Raw genomic sequence first — 23,214 nt, forward strand, 5'->3', positions numbered from 1 at the left:
TCATTACCTTAAACACAAACGAGCAATTTGTGAGGATGTAAGGTGAAGAAAAGGATTGTACTAACTGGTGGCCCTGGCGGTGGTAAAACAACAGCCATCGATCTATTAAGACGTGAATTTTCTAATCAAATTGTTGTTGTACCAGAATCTGCGACCATGCTGTTCAGCGGTGGTATAGAACGTGGTGATGCAACTCACCTGATCAAAGCTCACCAACAAGCTATCTTCAGCTTACAAAAACACCTTGAACATATTCAACGAACCATGCACCCAGATCGTTTAATGCTTTGCGATCGTGGTAGCTTAGATGGACTTGCCTACTGGCCCGGTGAGCAAGATGAGTTTTTTGAGTGTCTGAATACCAACCTACATACCGAGCTTAATCAATATGATGCAGTGATCTTTTTTGAAACAGCAGCGAAGTCTGGGCAAAGTATTCATTCTAATAACCCAGTTAGAAACGAGTCTGATCAGCAAGCCATATTGCTTGATGACAAACTGCAAGCAGTTTGGTCTCAGCACCCTAATTTTAATTTAGTGAAAAGTTCTGAGTCATTTATTCAAAAGGTGATGTTTGGCATCGACACTATCCGCAAGGTCATGGATAGTTATAACTAACAGTTCAATCAAGTCATTAAACTGTTAGTTATCAAGGTTTATTAACCACGGTTATGAGACCGAGCGTAGTCTATATCAGGCCCTTTTGGCACAACTTGAGTTGGGTTGATCATGGTGTGGCTAAAATAGTAATGACGTTTTATATGATAAAAATCAACGGTCTTACTTACACCTTCAATTTGATATAACTCACGTAAATAGTTGCTGATCGCCGGATAGCTCTCAATAGTACGCAAATTACATTTAAAGTGGCCCACATAAACACTGTCGAAGCGAATTAAGGTGGTAAATAAACGCCAGTCGGCCTCAGTCAGTGTGTCCCCCACTAAATAACGATTAGCTGATAATCGTTGCTCAATCTTATCTAGAGCGGTAAAGAGATCATCAAAGGCTTCTGTATAAGCTTCTTGCGATGTTGCAAAACCTGCACGATACACCCCATTATTGATATTGTGATAAACAAACTCATTAACTTCATCAATTTCAGAGCGCAACGATTGCGGATAAAAGTCGCGTTCATTACCTGTAAGGCCATTAAACGCGCTATTAAACATTCTGATAATTTCAGCAGATTCGTTACTAACAATACGCTGCGTTTTTTTATCCCAAAGCACGGGAACCGTAACACGACCTGAATAATCGGCTTTGTTACGCGTATAAATTTGATGCATAAAGTCGCTATCGAAAAGTGCATCACCGGTGCTGTGATTGTCTTTATCAAAGGTCCAGCCATGCTCTAGCATGTCAGGACTGACAACCGACACACTGATATAATCTTCAAGGCCTTTTAAATGGCGAAAAATCAAAGTGCGATGAGCCCACGGGCAAGCTAAAGAGACATATAGATGGTAACGATCTTTCTCAGCTTTAAAGCCCGCATCACCGCTTTGCCCTGCACTACCATCTGCTGTAACCCAGTTGCGTAACTGGGCTGCCTCACGTTTGAACTCACCTTGATTGTTATCGGTGTCGTACCATTTATCTTGCCATTGGCCATTTACTAGTAATCCCACAATAACCTCCTATAGTGTGCCAAATTTACCTAGCTGATAGTCACGTACTGCTTGTTGTAACTCAAGTTGGGTTGTCATTACAAACGGGCCCATATGAGCGATTGGTTGCTTAAGCGGCTCACCGGCTAGAATTAACGCCCCTGCACCCGTTTGCGAGTTAAACTCAATGTCACTGCCAGGCTCTAAAATCAATAAGCTACCTGCTTTAACTGGTCCGCCCTGTTCAGTATGAATTTCTCCGGTATGGATATAGATCATCACCTTAGTTTGTGTAAGCGGTGCATGATAAAACTGCGTACCAGCTGGTAAAGTCACATCAGCAAGCATGCCGTCAGCTGCGAGGTCTTGTAAGCTAGATACCTGCTCTTCATCGGCAAATTGCCAGCTTCCTGCCAACGCTTTAAGCTCAACACCTTGCTCATTTTGAGTCGTTGGTGCTGGCGCTTCAGTGGTATCTTGATATCGCGGCGCTCTTAGCTTCTCGGCACTTGGCATATTTAACCAAATCTGAAAGCCATGCATACCTTCTTTAGCATCTGCTAATGGCATTTCACTGTGGATCACACCAAAACCGGTACTCATCCACTGCACATCGCCAGCACGAATTGCTTTTTTGTTACCCATTTGATCTTGGTGCTCAAAGCCACCTTTAATAATATAAGTAAAGGTTTCGATACCGCGGTGAGGGTGCGCAGGAAAGCCGCCCATAAAATCACTATGATCATCGGATTTAAGCTCATCGATCATTAAGAAAGGGTCTAAGTACTTGCCATCAAAACCTGGAATACGGCTGATGTTTACGCCATCACCATCTTGTGTGGCATGGCTATTTAATTGTTGAATCACTTTCATAACTTTACTCCCGTAAATTGTATGAAGTGATTTTAGGCGCTATTTTAACTAACAACCATGAGTAAAATAAGCATATAACGTTCTATAAAAGCGAATACTAAAGAGGTTCTTTATCATCGCTCTGCGTTATTTCATGCTCAGCTTGAAGATTTGGCAAAGTTAAATAAAAAGTGGTGCCTGTCTGTTCTTCAGATTCGAAACTAATCGAGCCCTTTAATTTTTGCGTAACTAAATTCATAACAGCATAAAGCCCTAGACCAGTATTTTTTTGGACACGCTTAGTAGTAAAAAAAGGATCAAATATTTTATCTTGAATATCTTCGCTTATGCCGCAGCCATTGTCTTTAACACTTATAAAAACATTATTATGTTTAAAACTTGCTGAAACTTCTATTTTTGCGCCTTCAATCTGCCCATCAAACGCATGAAAAAAAACATTTGAAAACAAGTTTGTCATAACGTGATTAAATGTTCCTGGGTAACTTTGAATTTTTAAATCATCGGGTATGTTAAAAATCACCTCAACATTTTTATTTTTAGAATCTGACTTAAACGACATCACAATATCATGCAGATGCGGATTCAAGTTAATTACCCTTAATTCATCACAATACTGATCAGCGGCAATTTGTTTAAAGCTTGTTATCAATTCAACTAATCGATCTAAATTAGAATGAAGTAATAAGCTAATTTCTTCTGAAGTATGTACATATTTTTCAAGTGAGCCTTTACTAACGCGTTTATCAGCTAGCACTTTTCCCATCTTTTTATTTTCATCTTCAAGGTAACTGACAGCTGTTATACATATACCTACAGGCGTGTTGACTTCATGTGCTACCCCAACAACTAGACGACCTAGTGCTGCTGTTTTTTCTGCTTCCATTAAGTATTTTTGAGTCTTTGCCATTAAATCCATAGATTCTTTAAGCTGCACGTTTTTCTCAGTCAAAGAAGATGTTTTTTCTGCCACTTCAGCTTCAAGTGAAGACACATATAAATGATTAAGTGATTTGCGCAAACGGCCGATAAAATACAGAACAATTAAAATGGTAATAAAGCAGCAAAAAGAGAAAAGCGACATCAAGTAGTGATCTCGCGTCGCGATATCAAGGTTTTGTTCGGTTCGATAATCTAACATAAACAAAAAGTTATTAATGTGACTCATTATTTCTGACTTTGCCAAAAAGTAATCATCACTATACAAACTCAGAATCGCGTCAATTTGCTCCTTTTCCATATTCTCGTCAGGTTTATTTGCTAAAGCTTGAAAAGCAGCGTACTCAATTTTTGTTAAATCATTTGATGCTTTTTCTGCAAGCCGGATTTGTTGCATCTCCTCATCTGTTATACCAATGGAATTTAGCATAACTTGGAGTGATTTTTTTTCACCGTCAGGAAATGGAGCCTTACCGTTATGAGGCATTAACATATCCCAATAAACGCGGTGATAATCTTCTGGACGTGGAGCTTCACCATTTCGAATAGCTAGAATTTGGTTAAAAAAGTCTAAAAATTTAGTATTGCCTGTTACCGTATAAGCCCTTGCCATTAAACTTAATTGATCTGAACTTTGTCTGACTTGCTCAGCCAAAATATAAGACTGATACCTAACCTTAGTTTCAGCCTCTATGGTTTTTAAACTGCCATACATTAAATAAACTGACAAAGCCGTTAACCCAGCTAGAATTACAGCAACCAAATTAAGTAAAGATAAACGCTTAATATTAAGTTGGAGCTCTTTTTGCATTTCATGACCTATAAATATGATTACAGCTAGAGATCGCAGATTTAACTTTCTGACCTACTGATACGTAAAATCACAGTACGAGTCATAAAAACCAAAATCGAACTTTAGGATTAAATATTTAATAGAAGTCAATTCTAAAAATGTCAATTAGGGCCTAGGGGTTACCTTAAGTCTAGGAGTAACTCGACTGCGTCTTATTGCTCATTTTCTCGTTGTTTAATTGTCAATCTATCGGCCACGATCGCGCCGCGTTTCCCTACAGCTTTTTCTGGCCCAATAGTGCTATCAACTAGAGTTTGTTGCTCTGTACTGGCATTGATAGCCGCACCAAAAATGATGATATATGCGCTGATATAAAGCCACATCAACATGATCACCACACCACCTAGCGATCCATAGGTTTCGTTATAACTAGCAAATTGAGATACATAATATGAAAAACCAATTGATGCGATGATCCACATTAACGTAGCAAGTATTGAGCCCGGCGTGATCCAGCGCCATTTAGCTGGAGTTCGATGAGGCGCATAACGATATAAAAACGCTAAAGCGAGATTAAAAATAATGGCTAACAATGGCCAAGTAATGAGCTGAATCATTAAGTCGATAAGCTCTGTTAAGCCAACTAAGTTGAGTACAATCGGTAAGACACCAATGATCAATAATGCCACCAGCGCAACTACAATAGCACCCAAAGAAAATAAAAAACGCACCACTAATGCCATAAAGAACTGACGCTTATTACGCTGATGATAAGTAATATTACAGGCGGTAATAAGTGCTTGGCAGCCTTTACTGCTACTCCAAATAGTTAATAGCAAGGTACCTATGGCACTTGCACTCAATACCTTATTTGACTGCTGAGTGATATCGCTAACTTGAAGCAAAATGATGTCACGACTACTTGCAGGTAATATCGCAATCACCTTATCTAACTGATCATGGATATCTGTGGGAGAAGCAAAATAGGCATATACGGATACAATAGCTGCCAAAGCAGGAAAAATAGCTAAAAGAGCATAAAATGCCACGCCTGCTGCTACAAAAGATAAATTGTCTTGTGATAGGTTGTGATAAACCCGTTTACTGATATCCCACCAACCTCGAATTGGGATTTCCATCGGTGAACGAGCTTGAAAACCGCGGTTACCATTCGCCATAAGTGACCCAAAGAATGACTGTGAAAAGTACAATGCTGCAAACAACTTGCCAGTAATTATGGCGCCTGAATTGCATTGAACTAAACTTATTGAAGCAACTTAAAGATCCATGGAGCGGTGCAATGAGTTATTATTTACTTACTGAAAATCAACTAGCTAACGTTTTAAAAGCATCAATTTCCATAGCATCTCAAACAGTTTCTGAAAGCTTATCTTGGCAAGACTTAAACTTTCAAATTACGCAGTTTTTACATACTGCATGGCAAATGTTACCTGCACTGACACTTGGTATTGCGGCCATCATTATCTGTTACTTGTTGGCCCGCCCTTTATCTTATCTATTAATAAAACCGCTTGGCTTTGTGAGCGAAAGCAAACTTTTACATGTCGTTACGAGGCGCTTTTTTAGCATTATTATTATCTTGTTTGGCGTGTACTTATTTTTACGTCTAGCAGGGCTAACCAGCTTTGCTGTGGCTATTATGAGTGGCACTGGCTTAGTTGGGCTTATTTTAGGTTTTGCTTTTCGCGATATCGCCGAAAACTTTATCTCAAGTATGCTACTTAGCGTACAGCGCCCTTTTCGTATTGATGATGTTATTGAAGTAGATGGTCGTTTAGGAGTAGTTAAAAAGGTTACGGCGCGCGCCACCACCTTGGTTGACTTTGACGGTAATCATATTCAAATTCCCAATGCGACCGTCTATAAAAACGTCATTAAAAACCTCACCGCAAACCCAAAAATGCGGGGCCACTTTAATGTTGGCATTGGCTACGATAATGACATTCGCTATGCCCAACAATTAGCAATGAAAGTGGTTAATCAAAACCCTGCTGTTATTAATGATCCGCCAAGCCAAGTACTTATTAATTCATTAGGCTCAGCAACTCTTAATCTAACCATTTATTTTTGGGTAAATAGTAACGAACACAGTACTATCAAAGTGGCCTCACAATTGATGCGAGAGTTGGTCATTACTTATTTAGCGGAGCAAATAAGCATGCCGGATGATGCTCGCGAGCGAATTATTTTAAATAGCGAAAACGATACCGAACAGCCAAACAATAATGTAAGCGCAGAGCTAAAAACAGCAAAATCACTCGACGACCATAGCCTTGATGATGTTAGCAGTGATGCCGATGATATCCGCGAACAAGCAGATCAATCTCGCGACCCAGAGCAAGGTAATAACATTATTTGAGACAAAGATTATCAGGCTTCGTCTTTGGGTTTATCTTGCATTGCACGTTTAAACCCTTTAATTGATGTCCCTAAGTCACCACCGATCCGTGACAGTTTTTTTGTGCCAAATAAAAGCACCACAATTGCGGCAATAATAGCTAATTGCCAAACACTTATTCCTGCCATAATAACCTCCTTAAGGTTTAGGTAATTTGTCAGTATGCTACTAGCTCTAAACAGTGATTACGTCGATCCCCAAAGCAACCAATGACTCAACAAATTCAGCTGGCATTTTTTTATCGGTTACTAGCACATCGATTGATTTTAGTGGTAATACATTATACAAAGCCCGTTTACCAAATTTACTTGAATCAGTTACAGCAATCACTTGATCTGCACGTGTGCACATTGTTCGGTTTAACATTGCTTCAGGCTCATAATGGGTGGTGATCCCCGCTTCAGGATCTATGCCATCCACTCCTAAAATAACCTTTTTAAAATTATATTTACTGAGTGCTTGTTCAACTTCATTTGAGTAAAAAGACATTGATTTCTTGCGCAATTGCCCACCCAGCATAAATACATTGGCATCCTCTATATCAGCTAGTACATGTGCGATATTGAGGCCGTTTGTCATCACGGTTAAGTCTTGTTTGTTGGTCAATGCTTTCGCGACTTCTTCGGTTGTGGTGCCCGAATCAATAATTAGTGAATCGCCATCATCAACTAAATTTGCAACAGCTTTTGCCAGTAGAACTTTCACAGCATAATTTTCGTTATGCTTATCTTTAACTGATAACTCTTTGACCAATTTATCACAAGCAATTGCGCCGCCGCGAGAACGAACAACCAGACCACGCTTGCCCAGTTCGTTAAGATCATGGCGAATACTAACCTCAGAAATATCAAAAGTTTTCGCAAGATCTTTAACATTTACTTTGCCATTTTCCTCGGTCATCAGAACGATTTTTTGTCTTCTTTCTATTGTGGTTAGCATAGCTGGCCTGTTGTTTATATAGCTGCTTTCAAATTCGTAGTTCAATATTACACAATTTACAGTTTCAAAGCCAAGCTTAGTTTCGAAATAAAATAAAACTTTCAAAACTTACGAAAAATGTTTTATCATTAATCTACCGTTAACTTATTGGTGACAAAAATGACAACACAAAGCTCACTATTAGAGCAAACAGAACACACCAACCGTACACAATTACTACCTATGTTGATCATAGGTGGCTTGTTTTTCTTATTTGGCTTTATAACTTGGCTCAATGGATCTTTGATTCCATTTCTACAAATGGTCTGTGATCTCAACCATATTGAAGCTTACATGGTGACATTGGTGTTTTATATCGCCTATACCGTCATGGCACTGCCGAGCGCTAAGATATTGAAATTATTTAGTTATAAGCATGGTATGTCATTTGGTTTAGGCACCATGGCATTTGGCGCGTTGTTGTTTATTCCTGCCGCACAAATTCAGGCTTATTGGTTATTTTTGGTTGCCTTATTTACTTTAGGAAGCGGCCTCACCTTATTACAAACCGCTGCGAATCCTTACATCGTGCTAATTGGTTCTAAAGACACGGCAGCCGTACGCATTAGCATCATGGGTATTCTCAATAAGAGCGCAGGTGTGGTTGCTCCATTGCTCTTCTCTGCGATTGTATTTAGCGACATTGCCAGCTTTAGCCCTGAAGCTCTCGCCCAATTGAACAGCATTCAAAAGCAATTGCAGTTACAAGAACTGGCTAATCGTTTAATTACTCCTTACTTTGTAATGGCAATCGCATTAGCGATATTAGCGGCGTTGATTATGCTGGCTCCATTACCTGATATTGAGCAACCAAAAACTAGCAACAACAGCGAGAGTAAATCAGTACTGCAATTCCCACACTTGGTTTTAGGCGTGATAGCTCTATTCTTTTACATAGGCGCAGAAGTTATTGCCGGCGACACCATTGGCCTTTACGGCAAAGAACAAGGGGTATTGCAGTTCGCTGAACTCACCTCTTACACCATGGGCTTTATGGTGCTAGGTTATGTGTTAGGTATCGTGTTAATTCCTCGTTTTTTTAGTCAGCAACAGGCGCTGATATTTTCCGCGTTAAGTGGTTGTGTGTTTTCACTTGGCATCATTTTGATTGATCCGCAACAAACTGCGATTGCAAACGTAGTGCTCTTTTGGCTTGCTGATAACAGCTTTCCAGATACCGTGTTATATGTTGCATTACTTGGCTTATCGAATGCGCTAGTTTGGCCGACCATTTGGCCTATGGCCCTTGCAAATCTCGGCGATAAAACTCAAACCGGCGCGGCATTACTGATTATGGGGATTTCTGGTGGCGCTCTATTACCTTTGGTATACGGTGTATTTGCAGAATATACGGGCAATGCACAACAAGCTTACTATCTGTTGATCCCTTGCTATGCGTTTATTCTTTATTACGCACTGATTGGTCACAAACTAACAAGTTGGCGTAAGTAACGACATGGGCAGGCTTAGTTATTTTAATTTTTAACTAGCCTGCAATTTTTCTGATGTGAAATAGCCCAGTAGCAAAAATTCACGCACAGTAAAAATACACTTATAAATTAAATACTCGTCACGCTTATCAAGGCTCACTTCTGAAAAAGGTAAGGCTTGCTGCGCTATTATGCGCTGTTGCTGCGAAGAAGAGATAGTAAATAAACCTGTGAGTTTATTTGCTAATTGCGACGATGAAAGAACACCTTCTGCAATCAGCTCAGCGCCTTTTAAGCATGCCGTACGCTCAGTCGTAGTTAGTGTATTTGCCAGCATTAAATCTGTGAAAGCGACTAAATTAAAATACAGCTGATCATTTGGCTCTAGCTCTAAAATAACAGCCTGCATTTGCGTGACCACATCCCGATGCGCCGCTGCTTTAAGCACCTCAAAATGATTGTCATCCGTTTTATCAAATAACTGAGTCGCAGCCACTGGCGTAATAGCCGCACCGAATAATGCAGCTAAACATTTAATGGCATTTCGCCTTTGTAGATCAGCCATGAAACACCCCGTTTTGATAATGCCATGCAGCATGATCGGCGGCTCTTGCAGTAAATGCCATATAGGTTAACGAAGGGTTCTGATAACCCGACGAGCACATAAACGAGCCGTCAGTGACATAGACGTTACGCACACTATGAATTTGGTTATAACGATTAAGCACTGAGGTTGTAGCATCATGTCCCATGCGCGCAGTTCCCATTTCGTGGATGGCTTGCCCCGGCGCAGAGCCTTTGTCGTACGCTTGTACATTTTGATAACCTGCTTTGCTTAGCATCTCGACGGCTTGCGTTTTCATATCCTCGCGCATGCGTTGCTCGTTTTCAGCAAATTGGCAATCAAAATTAACTAAAGGTAGCCCCCATTGATCTTTTAATACCGGATCTAAGCTCATTTTATTACGATGATAAGGCAGGCATTCACCAAAGCCTATCAATGCAACTTGCCAAGGCCCAGGCTTGGCAAGCTCTTCTCGAAAAGCCTTACCAAAGCTAAGTTCTTTAAAGCCCCGTCGCCAATCTTTGCGTGTTGCGTATCCTTGATAGCCATAGCCGCGAATAAAGCTATGTTGCTCGTTATCATCAAGGTTTCGAAAGCGCGGGATATGAAAGCCAGCGGGTCTGTCGCCATCATTAAAGTCATCAGCAAAGCCCCTAGGCTCGCCAGTTGCGCCAACCCTAAAATGGTGATCCATGAGGTTATGACCAAGCTCTCCACTATCGTTCCCTAAGCCATTAGGAAAACGTGCAGAAGTTGAATTTAATAACAAGGCTGTTGTTGCCACCGTTGATGCACAGCAAAAGATAATCTTTGCTCGCGCGATACGCTCCTTTTTAGATTCAGCATCAATTACTTTCACGCCCGTAGCTAGTCCGCTATCTGGATTGTAAATAATCTCTTTGGCAATGGAGTGAGTCTGAATTGTGAGTCGCCCAGTACGCATCGCTGCAGGTAAGGTCGAGGCTAAACTACTAAAATAACTCCCTGCTGGGCAGCCTCGCATACAGCGGTTGCGCTTAGTGCATGGGGCACGACCTTGTTCAGGCTTTGCCTTGGTTAAATGTGCAACTCGCCCGATGGTGAGGTGACGGTTAGTGTAGTGAGTTAATAAACTTTGTTTAAGCTGCTGCTCTACGGCATTAAGCGCAAAAGGAGGCAAGTAAGGTCCATCAGGTAGCTGAGGTAAGTTCAGCGCTTCGCCGATAACCCCGATGTAGGCTTCTACTTTATCGTACCAAGGTGCAATATCTTGATAACGCACAGGCCAATCAATGCCGTGACCATCTTGTTTGTTGGCTGCAAAATCTATATCACTGAGGCGCAAGCATTGCCGCCCCCAAGTTAATGAGCGACCACCCAGATGATACCCTCGGATCCAATCAAAACGTTGTGATTCAAGATAAGGGTGCTGCAAATCATTCACAAACCAGTGTTTTATTGATTGTTTGGTGGCATAGCCAGTGCGTGCTTGTTTAGCTTGATTCTGCTTTTCTAGCAGGCTGGGCCTGTCGCGAAAAGGAAGTTGCCAATCTTCTTTAAACGCAGTGATATAGTCAGAACCATGCACAACCTGTCTGCCACGTTCAAGTAGCAGTACATTGAGCCCTTTTTCGGTCAGTTCTTTAGCAGCCCAGCCGCCAGTAATGCCACTGCCAATAACAATGGCATCGAATACTTTTGCCTGCATTCTCACTTAACTTTTAAAAGATTTGCTTACCCGCACAGATCGTTGCTTGAACAGAAAAGTCTTTATCGAGCAGGGCAAAATTAGCCTGTTTACCTACCGCAATACTGCCTATTTGCTCCGCTTTATTTAAAAACTCAGCGGGTACTAAACTGGCCATGTTAGTTGCTTCGACTAGGCTTGCGTCGGTTAGGTTATAAAAACGTTCAACGCCAACTTCCATGGTTAATGTACTGCCCGCTAAAGAGCCGCTCTCAGTTCGCGCAACACCTTGCTCAACCACAATAGGAAGCTCACCTAAGCGGTAGCGACCATCTTGTAAGCCTCCGGCGCTCACGCAGTCTGTGATCAGAGCAATTTTATCTGCCCCTTTTAAACGGTAAACCATGTTCATGATGCTCGGGTGCAAATGAATACCATCAGGAATAAGCTCAACCATGGCATCGCTGTCCATCAACAGTGCCCCCGTACAACCAGGATCTCGATGATGAATACCGCGCATACCATTAAAAATATGCACACCACCGCAGGCTCCATGGGCAAGAGCTTGTGTTGTTTGCTCAAAATTAGCATCTGTATGACCCAGCATCACACGCACACCTTTATCGGTGATATAGCGGATCATGTCGGGGGATTTAAGTAGTTCTGGCGCTAACGCAAATGAGCTTAAGCAACCTTCACATGCGGCATAAATTTCATCAAATCGCTGTTTAGTAAGCTCTAAAAAAAATGACTCGTTATGCGCGCCTTTATGCGCTTCTGCAAAGAATAAACCTTCGTTATAAGCCCCTAGCAACTGCGCTCCAGCCAAGCCTTTTTGATAGGCACTCGCCATATTTTTATAAGCTTGAATTGAGACGTCCCAGTCTGCAGTCACCGTTGTGCCAACAAACCCCGTTACGCCATGCTTTGCTAAAGACCGAGAAATAGTCTCTAACGATTCTGGTGTGCCGTCCATAATATCGCAGCCTTCACGACCATGAATATGCAAATCGATAAAGCCTGGAAATAAGCTATGCTCACCTAAATCTATTACTTTAATCTCTGGCTCAATTTGCGTGGTAATAGCACTAATTTTACCTTGCTCGACCAAGACCGCATGATCGAGTAAAACCGTCTCAGCAGTCACCACTTTTGCGGCCTTTAAATAATAGCGATTAAGATGCGTTGGAATTAGCATGAACACTTCCTATTATTGCAGCGCCTCTTACGCCGCTAGAATCACCAAACTTTGCACGCTTCACGTCGGGCACGGCAAAACCTGAAAATAAATGAGTTTGAATCGCATCAGGGAGCTTTTCTACTATTGCATCAATGAGCGACAACCCCCCGCCAAGTACGATAACTTCTGGGTGCAAACTTTTACTAATAGCAGCAAAGGTTTCGCCAAGAATATCTAAGTAACAAGCGAGCACCTTTAAGGCTTGCTCATCACCTAGCTTAATATCGTTTGCCCATTCAATCGCTGATTTAGGGGATTGCGTAATATGTTGATACAGAGTTTGTACACCGGGCCCTGCAATATAGCTTTCTACACAGCCATTTAAACCACAGCCGCATTTTAAAACGGGCAGCTGATATTTTTGTTGCAGATACGCAGAAAGTGGTAAATGACCATATTCTCCCGACATACCTAAACCTTGGTTAAACAAAGTGCCATCAATACACATACCACCCGCAGCCCCCGTACCAACAATGGCACCAAATACTCGGCTATAACCTTCACCAGCTCCGCCATTTGCTTCTGATAAAGCGAAACATCGGGTGTCATTTAATATCGCAACAGGGCGCTTTAATAATGCTTGAAGATCGTTGGCAATCACTTTGCCTGTGGCACACGGCACATTAGCCGACAGCACTTTACCTTCATCATTAATGATACCTGGCATACCGATGCCCACCGCACCTTGGCTACTTGTTAATTCATCGGCCTTTAGCACCTGCTGATATATTGCCTGCAAAAATTGCTGATAATCATCAGTTGGCGTAGTAATACGCCAACTCTGCTGTTGCTCTAAATTATTATTAAAAATGGCGGTTTCTATTTTTGTTCCACCAATATCGAGTCCATAAACAGCCATACTCTACCTAACACTTTCTAACAAGAAGTTAACGGGTAAATAGTTACCCCTTGTACAACACGGTTAACTTCGCCCGTTGGGCAAGGATTGTCAGGTGTTAAACCGAGTGAGATTGATTTAAAAAATGCAAAAATCTGACAATAAACAATATAATACAGACCTTGCCACACATCATCCAGCGGTTGCTGCTTTGTACCTATCGATAATTTTTCTATTCGCAGGCATTGCTGTTCATTGACTAATTCATTATATAAATCAGTGTCATATAAACTGCTGTATAGATTTCCTGATGACATCAATAGTACGGCAGTTTTGGTATTAATAATGGTTTTCGGGCCATGCCTAAAACCCAAAGGCGTTTCAAAATAACTAATTAATTCACCATTTGTTAACTCTAAACACTTTAATGCAGCTTCTTTGGCGTAGCCAAGTAAAGACCCGGCTCCTAAAAATACTAAGCGCTCAACGTTACTTTGTGCAAAACGCTTAATGTCATCAATTTGCGTATCGAGTAGCTGATTAGTATGCGCCACAACTTTTTCTAATTGAACGCTATCTGGAGTAAAAATACACAGTGTTGAAATCAGCATTGAGGTAAAGCTACTTGTCATTGCAAAGCTCTCATCAAGTGTTTCTTTTGGCATTATCACACTTAAGCTATTGCTTTTAACTGATGCGCTTTTAGCTAACTCACCGTTTTCATTACAGGTAATAACCAAGTGATAACATTTATCAACGACTTGCTCTGCAATATCGACCGCTGCGACACTTTCAGGGCTATTTCCAGAGCGCGCATAAGAAATAAGTAAGGTTGGCGTGCCCTTTTGTAAAAAACCATATGGGTTTGAGACAATATCAGTGGTGCTGACAGCACATACGTCCAAATCGGTTTTCGCAGTTAAATGAGGTGTTAAAGCCTCGCCCACATAAGCTGATGTACCAGCGCCTGTTAAAACAACTTTTAAGTTATTAAGTGCTAAAATCGGCGCTAAAAAATCATTAATCTCAGCTCGCTTGTTATCAATCACTGTTGCCGTATTACACCATGATTTGGGTTGTTGTGTGATTTCTCTTGCGGTCCAATAAGCGTTATGTTGCTTAAGTTCTGTTTCGTTTAAGGATAAAAACTGTGTCATATTAAATTCTCTCTCAACACCACTTATTGATTACAAGCAAGCGAATAGCTATTCGTCACTTCCATTATTTTGTTAAGTACTAACTCACGCGGTGATGAGTTAATTTGGCCCTTAGTTAATGCTTTGTATTGCATTGGCATAAATTGGCTAAGTAAGGTCTGTGGAATAATTTGCCCTTCTAAGTTCTCAAACAGCGTTTCTACTGTTTGTTTTATCTCATCTTCAGGCCAGTAATAACGGATGCGATCGCTATAACTATAAGCCCTAAACAGCTTAGCTTCAGCACCCTGCGATGGGTAAAACTTATTCCAATAATGTGGTTTTTCTAGCATGATGCGCTCACAGACATCACGTAAATTAGAACGCTTAGCAGGTTCAACTAACTGATCTTCAATATAAGTTAAAGCAAATAAACCTTCGCGTAGTGCATAGGTAAGCTGTGGCCCCACTTTTAATATGGCAAAGTGATCTTGTACTAACTCGCGATAGCAATGATCTGGCTGGTAATCAGTAGAGTGAGCTTCATACACAAGATTATCGACAGTAGTGATAAACTCTTTCAGTTTTTGCGCTTCATTACGTTGGTAATTAAAAACTTGATGATTATCAAACTCAACCCCTGGCTGCACAACAACAGCAATAACACGCGACCACACGTCACTTATGTTTAAGCTAGCAAATGCTGCCTGATGTAATTCGATTGTTTGCTGTACCCCTTCAACATGGGATACCTCAATAATTTCATGCTCTTCTGTTGCCCCACCCGGAGGGGGAACTTCAGTACCAACCACATAAAGAATATCGTTATCTTTTGAGACCGACTCGGCAGCTTGGCACATCAATGCTGCACGCTTGGCAATTTCTGCATCAGCTAAACGTTCTCCATCGTCAGCGCATGGCATACTGGCATCTAGATGAATTTTTTTAAAACCCGCACTCGCATAGGCTTTAACAAGTTCAACAGCTTTTACCATCGCAACCTCTGCAGGCTCATTCACCCAACACACAGGACCTAAGTGATCACCACCTAAAATAATGCGCTGGGTATCTAAACCCACTTTTTCGGCTATTGCATAAACAAATTCAACAAAGTCATGAGGCTTCATACCCGTGTAGCCACCAAACTGATTAACTTGGTTTGCCGTAGCTTCAATTAAAATTTCAGTGTCATCATTAAGAGCTTGCAACATCGCTGCTTCGATAACGAGTGGATGCGCGCAGCATACAGAGTAAATTCCCTGCGCTTGCCCTACTCGATTGTTATTAATAATCGTTTTTAATGCATTCATGGTTCTCTCCAAGCAGCTTACATCAAAGGTTAGATACGTGATTTGAAATTACAGTAGCACACAGCGAAACACCACGCAACAAAATGAAAGAAAACGAAAGTGCAAATCAAAGCTAAAATTTGACCTAAAAAACCATAAAAAGGCATTAAGGGTAATACAGCTACCAATTTGAAAGATTTTGAAAGCATTTAATTGTAATTAACTTTTAGTTGCGATATAACAGAAACAACTGAAACCCACTATTAAAAATAATCTCAGTGATTTAGGTATCGTTATGACAATAGATAGACGTAGTTTTTTAAAATCTGCCGCAGCCATTACCGCCGCGACAGTCGTGACTGGCTGTGCGAAAAGCCAACAAGGTGATAATCAAAGCACACCTCTTGCAGCGCAAGGTAAAAGCGTAATGGGCTTAGCTGTGCCTGCAATGGATGTGGTGCGTGTTGGTTTTATTGGGGTTGGTCAACGTGGTAGCGGCCATGTGAAACATCTTTGCCATATTGAAGGTGTTGAAATCAAAGCTATTTGCGACACAGATAAGCTAATGCTAGATAAGTCTGTTAATTATGTTATTGAAAAAGGCTTACCTAAACCAACTGCTTATACGGGTTCAGATAAAGCCTATTTAGACATGCTCGCTCGTGATGACATCGACATTGTGATCATTTCAACGCCTTGGAAATGGCACACACCGATGAGTGTTGAGACCATGGAAAGTGGTAAACATGCCTTTGTTGAAGTACCTGCAGCAACCACCATGGAAGAGTGTTGGCAATTAGTAAACACCGCAGAGCGCACGCAAAAGAACTGCATGATGATGGAAAACGTTAACTATGGCCGTGACGAGTTAATGGTTTTAAACATGGTTCGTAAAGGCGTATTTGGTGAGTTACTGCATGGTGAAGCTGCTTATATTCATGACCTGCGTTGGCAAATGAAAGAAATTGACCGCAGCACAGGCTCATGGCGTACTTATTGGCATACCAAAGTAAACGGTAACTTATACCCAACCCATGGTTTAGGGCCGGTTTCTCAATATATGAACATCAACCGTGGTGACCGCTTTGACTTTGTTACCTCAGTCAGCTCACCTGCGCTTGGCCGCGCCGCCTATGCAGAACGTGAATTCCCTGCAGGCCACGAGCGTCGTTCACTAAAATTTACTGCTGGCGACATGAATACCAGCATTATTAAAACAGTGAAAGGTCGTAGCATTATGGTTCAGCACGACACCACAAGCCCTCGCCCGTACAGCCGCCATAACCTAATTCAAGGTACTAATGGCACATTTGCAGGATTCCCTAATCGTATTGCTCTTGAAGATGTGCCACCAGCTATCGCGAAAATTTACCAACAGCAATATGAAGCAGAGCTCGCTGCCTGGGAGAAAGCAGGTTCACAGGGTCGTAAGCCACATATGCAAAACTTCCATAGCTGGGATCAAGATATGGAAAAATGGCGTGCTGAGTTTGATCATCCACTGTGGAAACGCATGGGTGAAGAAGCAGTACGTAACGGTGGCCACGGCGGTATGGACTTCATTATGCTTTGGCGCATGATCTACTGCTTACGCAATAATGAGCCACTCGATCAAGATGTATACGATGCCGCAGCATGGTCATCAATCTTCCCGCAAAGTATGGCATCGGTTGCAGATAGAAGTAACAGTAAAACAATTCCAGACTTTACCCGTGGCGCTTGGCAAACAGGTAAGCCTCTAGGAATTGTGTCTTAACACTTTCTCTCCTGAAAAACTAAAAGCCCGCCCTTTGCCCTGCGGGCTTTTTTATTTCATTGTTCACTCCCTTTAGAGCTTTACTCTATAAAACTTTACCCACAAAAAAGCCCGCAACGTCAGCGGGCTTTTTAATTAGGCCTTTAGCTTACTGAGCATGTGCTGCAGCGCGGAAAATCGTGTTAGCTAAAAGTACATTCATGCCCTCAAGGTAGGCGCGGTAGGTTGGTGATTGTGTAAAGCCTATTACCATGCCTTTGCCTTGCGGTTGATGAACAAGCAATGGCTTATACGCAAGCTGTGCTTTATTTTGCTGCCACAGATAACCACTTGCTAGCACATCATCTTTACCTGTAAACCACGCTAGGTTTTTACCTGAGTTCAGTTTTATAGGCGTGTAAATATCATTACCGTAAGCTACCGCAACAAGGTCTTTATCAACCCCAGCGGTTAACCAGTGCTCTTGGTCTACTTCAACATTAGCAAGTACACCGGCTACATAGTCTGGCGATGTATGTGGCTCAATGCTCGCTGCTTTTAAATCATCACGAGAAGCGAATAACTGCCCTGCCACTTTACTGCTTTTATCATCGCTGCTGTCGGCTTTATCTTCTCGGTAAGCTTGCTCGCGTTTAACATCTAACAAACCGTAATCAGCGTTGGTGGTAAAACGGTTAGCATTACCGAGGGCAATCAACACGCCACCTGCTTCAACCCAGCTTTTTAAATTAGTCGCGCCCGATTTACCGAGTGCTTGCTCGTAATTACCTTCTGGTAAAATAAGCACTTGGTAATCACTTAAATCAGCCCAAGCAAGCATGGGTGTGCGAATAGCTGTCACCGGGTAGCCAAGCTGTCTTTCGATAACAAAACGGGTGTTACCGGCGCTTAGCTCTCGAGTGGCTGCATCCCATGCAATCGCCACTTTTGGTGCTACCATAGGCACTGTTTTGTTACTACCGAAGCTTGGGCCTTCAATCACCCAACTTGAATCAACACCATCAACTATTGCACCAGTTTGCTCGGCAATTTGGCTAATTTTAGTCAGTAAGTCTTTATCGTTTAGGCGCTTTTCGATTACTAAGCTACCCGCTGGGTAGTTAGTTTTATCACCTAATACAAATGCTTGGTCAGCACTTTTCAGTTTAATGCCAGCTTGCAGCGCTGCTGTTAAAAAGCGTGCTGCGGCCGTATCACTCCAAGCAACAATATAAGCCACTGAGGCTTCTGGATTATTCACTTTACCAAGCAATGTGTCGTCGGCCTGAACCACTTTACTATCTGCGCTAACTGCGCGACCACAACTTTCGCTATCAACATTAAACATCATCGGCAGCGACCAACCTGTGACATCGTAAATTTCATCACCTAGGTTACGAGCGCGGCGTCTTTCTTGCTCTTTTACAAAAGCCTCTGCCATATCTACTTGGTCAGTAAAGGTGGTACGTACAAATACCCCGCGTGGCTGTGCAGTATCAATAAAATAGCTGCCTGCTTTGTACTTAACGCCACAGGCTTTGAAGTCTTCAGTTGCTTGTTTAACTTCAACACCATGTTCAGCCATTAAGGTTGCGAGTCTATGAGCGCCTTCACGGTTACTTTGTTTAGGTAAGATATAAACACGCTCTTTGCTATCTTTACCCGAATCAATCGCATCAACTTGATATTGATAAAAGTCACCTAGTAGTTTTTCACGTTGATTGGCAGCCCCTTCGGCAGTCGAAATTGAGGCCACAAACTGACGCTTTACAGTATTAAAATAGGTGAGTAGTTCGCCGGTATTTTTCTCAAAAACATGGCCACGCGCAGAGCCTACTTCGTAAGTTGATGCTGATGCACCATAAAATACTGGCCAGCTATCACCGTAGCCTGGGTAAAAGGCATCAAAAATTTCACGGGTAAAGTAATCAAAGCCAAATTCATCAAAATACTTCGCATGATTTTGCCCAATTGCATCCATGTTGGCGATTTGAGTTTTCGTCATATGCGGATTAAATGGCTGAGCAGCCGGTGCAAAGTAGTAAGATTGGTCGCCGCCCATTTCATGAATATCAACCACTACTTGCGGTTTATATTTATTGATTGCAGCCACTCTACCTTTACTTTCAGGCTGAGTAAGTGCCAACCAATCACGGTTCATATCAAACAAATAATGATTTGTTCGGCCTCTTGGCCATGGCTCATTATGCTCTGCACTTAACCTATCTGCACTGTGCTCAAGACCCACGGTTGCATAATAACGAGTAACAAAGCGCTCACGGCCATCAGGGTTTTGCAATGGGTCGATAAACACCACGGTGTTGTCTAAAATTTTGCTGTTAACGGCATCATTCGGGGCTGCTAGTAAGTGATATGCAGTGAATAGAGCAGCATCGGTTGAGCTAATTTCATTACCGTGCACGGCATACTGAAGCCACACAGACGTCGGTAAATTTTTAATTAGCGACTTAGCTTCTTTTTCAGAGGTGATACGCGGATCAGCCAAGGCTTGGGTGTTATTGGCGAGGGTTTCTAATGAGCGAATATGCTTCGCTGTGCCAACCACCGCATAAACCAGTTCACGACCTTCCCAGCTGTTTGCGTACTTAAACACTTTAAAACGATCAGGCGCAGCTTGTTCAAGGGCGCTTAAATAACGGCGCATATCGTTGTAATTGGTAATGCGCTCACCTACATCGTATCCGAGCACTTGTTTAAATGTTGGTATTTGCTGATTATAAGCCGTGCCTGGCCACATTGCTTCGGTATTCGCAGCACTGGCATTAAAGCTTGCCGTTATTGCCATAACACTCACTGAAATGGCTTTTATTATTTGTTTGGCGCTCATTATTTTTCCCAAGTAAAAGTATCTGCTTTGTACATTACAAAAGTATTGAAAATAAACAAATTAAAAACGTTAGATTGGCAAAAAATTAAAGACATAAAAAAACCGCAGCAATTGCTGCGGTTATTTTCAAAATAGCAGGGCTATTTAACTAAGGTCATTTCATCAAGTAGGTAACCTGCGTTATCAACTTCTTCCATTAACCAAAGCATGTATCGAATATCAACGTGAATAGCACGGGTGATTTTGGCGTTAAAGTACCAATCTTTGGTGATTGATTCATAAGTCGAGTCAAAATTAAGACCCACTAATTCACCTTTACCATTCATGACTGGCGAACCTGAGTTACCCCCTGTGGTATCAGCGCTACTTAAAAAGTTGACTGGTACTGAGTTAACTTCAAGAGGTTTAGCCGCTTGTGACTCACAACCAAAGCTGAATAAGCTACAACTTACGCCTGGTAGACCTAAGTCACCACGGTAATACGCGCCAAATGCTTGCTTTTTGTATGCTTCAAGTACTTTATCGGTAACAACAAATGGTTTTTCACCTGTGTGTTTAGCCACTAAACCACGTAGTGATGTAAATGGCGTTTTATACACAGCATCTGCTGCTGGGTAACCATCAACTTGTGCGTAGCTTACGCGTAATGTGCCATTTGCATCTGGGTAAACTGGCTTACCTTTAGCATTATTGAAAGCGATCACAGCTTGCATATACTGCGGGCGAATTTCAGCTAAACGCCCCGCCATTTCTTTTTCGTCAGCTTCTTGTGCCATGTTGGTATCGTATAGAGCAACAGCTAACTTTATGAATGGGTCGTTTGATGCTTCAAACTCTGCGACAGATTTACCAATCCAGTTAACACGTGCTTCTACATCTGTAAGCTCTGTATTAGCATAAAAAGAAGCAATAATCGCATCAAGTTCAGCTTGTGTTGTGGTATCTGTAATACCTAAGCCGTCGTTTAATGCCGCAACTTGCGCTGCTTTATCTTGCGCTAAATAGTTACCTAAGTAGCTTAACCATAAGGCTTTATCGACTTCAGGCGTAAACTGTTTTTGTAAACGCTCCAAACGCGCTTTAAGCATAGGAAGATCGCGCTCTTGATAACCCATTTCGCGCTCTGCATTTGGTTTTTCACTTTCTTTAGCTAAACGATATAAACGAATTGCCGTGCTTAGTAAGTCTGCGCGTTTTGCATAATCAAAGTAAAAATGGCTTTGTTGCTGTGCATGTGCTTCAACTAATAATGACTTTAATGCGTGATATGAATCTGCGTATGCTTTACGTTCAGCACTTTGTGCAAACCAAGCGAGGTACTCTTGCTCTTGAGCAGCTTTAATACCCGGAATATCCGTTACTTTAAAGCCATCTTGTAAGCCTTCCAGTTTCTTTAAACGGTTGTTAGTGCTTTTTACACGAGAGGCATATTTAACTTGTGCTTGCTCATCGCCTTCACTCTGCTTGGCGATTACGTCTAGGGTCATGTTATAAGTATTAAGCAATGTTGGGTAATACCAACTCGCAGAATAATTTACTTCGTCTGCAAGCTTATAGCGGCTAGTTCGACCCGGGTAACCGGCCACCAGCACACCATCACCTAAGCTTACGCCGCTCGCATTCACTTTTAAGAACGACTTTGGCTCATAAGGTACGTTATCTTCGCTGTAATCTGCAGGCTTACCATCTTTACCAACGTAACCACGTACAAAGGTAAAATCCGCCGTGTGACGTGGGTATTCAAAGTTATCAATGTCGCCACCAAAGTTACCTAGCGCTTCTGCTGGAGCATACACTAAGCGCACATCTTTGATCATCAGTTGTTTGATCATGAAGTACTCTAAGCCATGGTGAAAATCACGCACGGTACAACGGTAGTTAGGATCTGACTCACACTCGCTGATCAAAGCTTTGCGATTTGCTTGAATTGCTTCATAACGCGCTTTGCCGTGTAGTTCTGCAGGTAAGTTACCCAGTACGCGCTCAGTAACATCACCCACTTGTTCAGTTACATACAAACGCTCTTGCGGGCCTGCAGGTAATTCTTTTGATAAATCAGCTGCTAAAAAACCTTTTTCAATTAAGTTGTTTTCTGGTGTGCTGTTATTTTGGATCGCGCCATAAGCACAGTGATGATTAGTTACCGCTAAGCCTTTTGGTGACACAAATGACGCTGAACAATAGCCTAAACCAACCACTGCATTGAGTGGATATTGGTTAAGATCTGCCACTTGTGATGCAGGTAATTCGATACCAACGCGATCAAACTCGCTTTGTAATTGTTTTAATTGATGCGGTTGCCACTGCCCTTCATCAGCGTGCGCGCTACCGATAGCGACAACACCCATGAGTGCTAATGAAGTAGTAATAATATTTTTTTTAATCATGTTAATCCCAGTCAGTGCAAAGCACTATTCCATTGTTGCCTTAAAAAATCGCGCTAAGACTACCATAACCTTGATTGACTCAAGACATATTGCGATTAAATACAATTGGAGAGTAAAAATAGAGGGGAGAAAAAGCTCCTACCGTAAGAATGCAGTAAGCAGGAGCATTAGCTTCGATTCAATTATTAAGCATTGGCTTTTAAAAAGTCATAAAGTTCATCTTTAAGCACGGCGCGTTGTTGCTTTTTTTCATGCATATCCGCATCTTCAATCGGCGAGTTTTGCAATTCAAGCTCACGAATTTCTTTATCCATATCATCATAACGCTGCATGGTTTTCTTGAAATGAGCATCGTGTTTTGCAAGGCTGTGGATTAGTTCATTAAACTCAGGGAATTCATTCAATAACGAGTGTTTCTCACCTAACATGGGCAACTCCTTTGGCTAGAATTTCAGTTCAATTTCAATGTAT

General features: G+C 41.8%; 19 protein-coding genes. 4 read left to right on the plus strand and 15 right to left on the minus strand.

Features of this window, described 5'->3' with window-relative positions; all coding sequences use genetic code 11:
* Positions 1-42: 42 nt before the first annotated feature.
* Positions 43-618 carry an AAA family ATPase gene (locus IRQ78_RS10050; protein ID WP_138598832.1) on the plus strand — a complete coding sequence of 192 codons (576 nt, stop codon included), beginning with the start codon at positions 43-45 and terminating at the stop codon, positions 616-618.
* A 41-nt stretch (positions 619-659) separates the two neighbouring features.
* Here IRQ78_RS10050 and IRQ78_RS10055 read toward each other — a convergent pair whose 3' ends face one another.
* From IRQ78_RS10055 to IRQ78_RS10070, 4 genes are all read right to left on the minus strand, one after another.
* Positions 660-1,631: a glutathione S-transferase family protein gene (locus tag IRQ78_RS10055; RefSeq protein ID WP_194441996.1), complete on the minus strand. Its 972-nt coding sequence runs from the start codon at positions 1,629-1,631 to the stop codon at positions 660-662.
* A gap of 9 nt (positions 1,632-1,640) precedes the next feature.
* The gene (locus IRQ78_RS10060) at positions 1,641-2,483 is read right to left on the minus strand and encodes a pirin family protein (protein ID WP_194441998.1); all 843 of its coding nucleotides are present in this window, start codon (positions 2,481-2,483) and stop codon (positions 1,641-1,643) included.
* 97 nt (positions 2,484-2,580) lie between these two features.
* On the minus strand, positions 2,581-4,230 hold the full coding sequence (locus tag IRQ78_RS20790; RefSeq protein WP_194442000.1) for a sensor histidine kinase: 1,650 nt from the start codon (positions 4,228-4,230) through the stop codon (positions 2,581-2,583).
* Between the two features lie 194 nt (positions 4,231-4,424).
* On the minus strand, positions 4,425-5,390 hold the full coding sequence (locus IRQ78_RS10070) for a YihY/virulence factor BrkB family protein (RefSeq protein WP_194442002.1): 966 nt from the start codon (positions 5,388-5,390) through the stop codon (positions 4,425-4,427).
* 122 nt (positions 5,391-5,512) lie between these two features.
* On the opposite strand from IRQ78_RS10070, the gene IRQ78_RS10075 reads away from it, so the two are divergent.
* Positions 5,513-6,592, plus strand: a complete 1,080-nt coding sequence (locus IRQ78_RS10075; protein ID WP_194442003.1) for a mechanosensitive ion channel family protein — start codon at positions 5,513-5,515, stop codon at positions 6,590-6,592.
* An 11-nt stretch (positions 6,593-6,603) separates the two neighbouring features.
* On the opposite strand, the gene tatA is transcribed toward IRQ78_RS10075, so the two are convergent.
* The gene (gene tatA / locus IRQ78_RS10080; protein WP_082389242.1) at positions 6,604-6,759 is read right to left on the minus strand and encodes a twin-arginine translocase TatA/TatE family subunit; all 156 of its coding nucleotides are present in this window, start codon (positions 6,757-6,759) and stop codon (positions 6,604-6,606) included.
* Positions 6,760-6,805: 46 nt separating this feature from the next.
* On the minus strand, positions 6,806-7,570 hold the full coding sequence (agaR, locus tag IRQ78_RS10085; RefSeq protein WP_194442004.1) for a transcriptional repressor AgaR: 765 nt from the start codon (positions 7,568-7,570) through the stop codon (positions 6,806-6,808).
* 159 nt (positions 7,571-7,729) lie between these two features.
* Here agaR and IRQ78_RS10090 point away from each other — a divergent pair, with 159 nt between their 5' ends.
* A complete protein-coding gene (locus IRQ78_RS10090) occupies positions 7,730-9,061 on the plus strand; it encodes a sugar MFS transporter (protein ID WP_228482593.1) in 1,332 nt (443 codons plus the stop codon).
* 30 nt (positions 9,062-9,091) lie between these two features.
* Here the strand turns inward: IRQ78_RS10090 and IRQ78_RS10095 are convergent, their stop codons facing one another.
* From IRQ78_RS10095 to IRQ78_RS10120, 6 genes are read right to left on the minus strand one after another with little or no spacing between them, the layout of a single operon-like run.
* Positions 9,092-9,604: a hypothetical protein gene (locus IRQ78_RS10095; protein WP_194442006.1), complete on the minus strand. Its 513-nt coding sequence runs from the start codon at positions 9,602-9,604 to the stop codon at positions 9,092-9,094.
* On the minus strand, positions 9,597-11,291 hold the full coding sequence (locus tag IRQ78_RS10100; protein ID WP_194442008.1) for a GMC oxidoreductase: 1,695 nt from the start codon (positions 11,289-11,291) through the stop codon (positions 9,597-9,599). Before IRQ78_RS10100 ends, IRQ78_RS10095 begins: the two co-directional genes overlap by 8 nt.
* Positions 11,292-11,304: 13 nt before the next feature.
* Positions 11,305-12,468 carry an N-acetylglucosamine-6-phosphate deacetylase gene (gene nagA, locus IRQ78_RS10105; RefSeq protein ID WP_194442010.1) on the minus strand — a complete coding sequence of 388 codons (1,164 nt, stop codon included), beginning with the start codon at positions 12,466-12,468 and terminating at the stop codon, positions 11,305-11,307.
* On the minus strand, positions 12,446-13,369 hold the full coding sequence (locus IRQ78_RS10110; protein WP_194442012.1) for an ROK family protein: 924 nt from the start codon (positions 13,367-13,369) through the stop codon (positions 12,446-12,448). Before IRQ78_RS10110 ends, nagA begins: the two co-directional genes overlap by 23 nt.
* Before the next feature lie 17 nt (positions 13,370-13,386).
* Complete coding sequence (locus IRQ78_RS10115; RefSeq protein WP_194442014.1) at positions 13,387-14,505, minus strand: SIS domain-containing protein; 1,119 nt, start codon at positions 14,503-14,505, stop codon at positions 13,387-13,389.
* A gap of 23 nt (positions 14,506-14,528) precedes the next feature.
* A complete protein-coding gene (locus tag IRQ78_RS10120) occupies positions 14,529-15,794 on the minus strand; it encodes a D-tagatose-bisphosphate aldolase, class II, non-catalytic subunit (RefSeq protein WP_054552755.1) in 1,266 nt (421 codons plus the stop codon).
* A 274-nt stretch (positions 15,795-16,068) separates the two neighbouring features.
* On the opposite strand from IRQ78_RS10120, the gene IRQ78_RS10125 reads away from it, so the two are divergent.
* Positions 16,069-17,529, plus strand: a complete 1,461-nt coding sequence (locus IRQ78_RS10125) for a Gfo/Idh/MocA family protein (protein WP_138598820.1) — start codon at positions 16,069-16,071, stop codon at positions 17,527-17,529.
* 148 nt (positions 17,530-17,677) lie between these two features.
* Here IRQ78_RS10125 and IRQ78_RS10130 read toward each other — a convergent pair whose 3' ends face one another.
* The 3 genes from IRQ78_RS10130 to IRQ78_RS10140 form a co-directional block, all read right to left on the minus strand.
* Positions 17,678-20,356, minus strand: a complete 2,679-nt coding sequence (locus IRQ78_RS10130) for a M14 family metallopeptidase (RefSeq protein ID WP_194442016.1) — start codon at positions 20,354-20,356, stop codon at positions 17,678-17,680.
* A 140-nt stretch (positions 20,357-20,496) separates the two neighbouring features.
* Complete coding sequence (locus tag IRQ78_RS10135) at positions 20,497-22,743, minus strand: S46 family peptidase (RefSeq protein WP_194442018.1); 2,247 nt, start codon at positions 22,741-22,743, stop codon at positions 20,497-20,499.
* 185 nt (positions 22,744-22,928) lie between these two features.
* Positions 22,929-23,171, minus strand: coding sequence for a YdcH family protein (locus IRQ78_RS10140; RefSeq protein WP_138616187.1), 243 nt, complete (start codon positions 23,169-23,171; stop codon positions 22,929-22,931).
* Between the last annotated feature and the right edge of the window lie 43 nt (positions 23,172-23,214).

The sequence above is a fragment of the Pseudoalteromonas simplex genome (assembly GCF_015278155.1).
Classification (GTDB): Bacteria; Pseudomonadota; Gammaproteobacteria; order Enterobacterales; family Alteromonadaceae; genus Pseudoalteromonas; species Pseudoalteromonas simplex.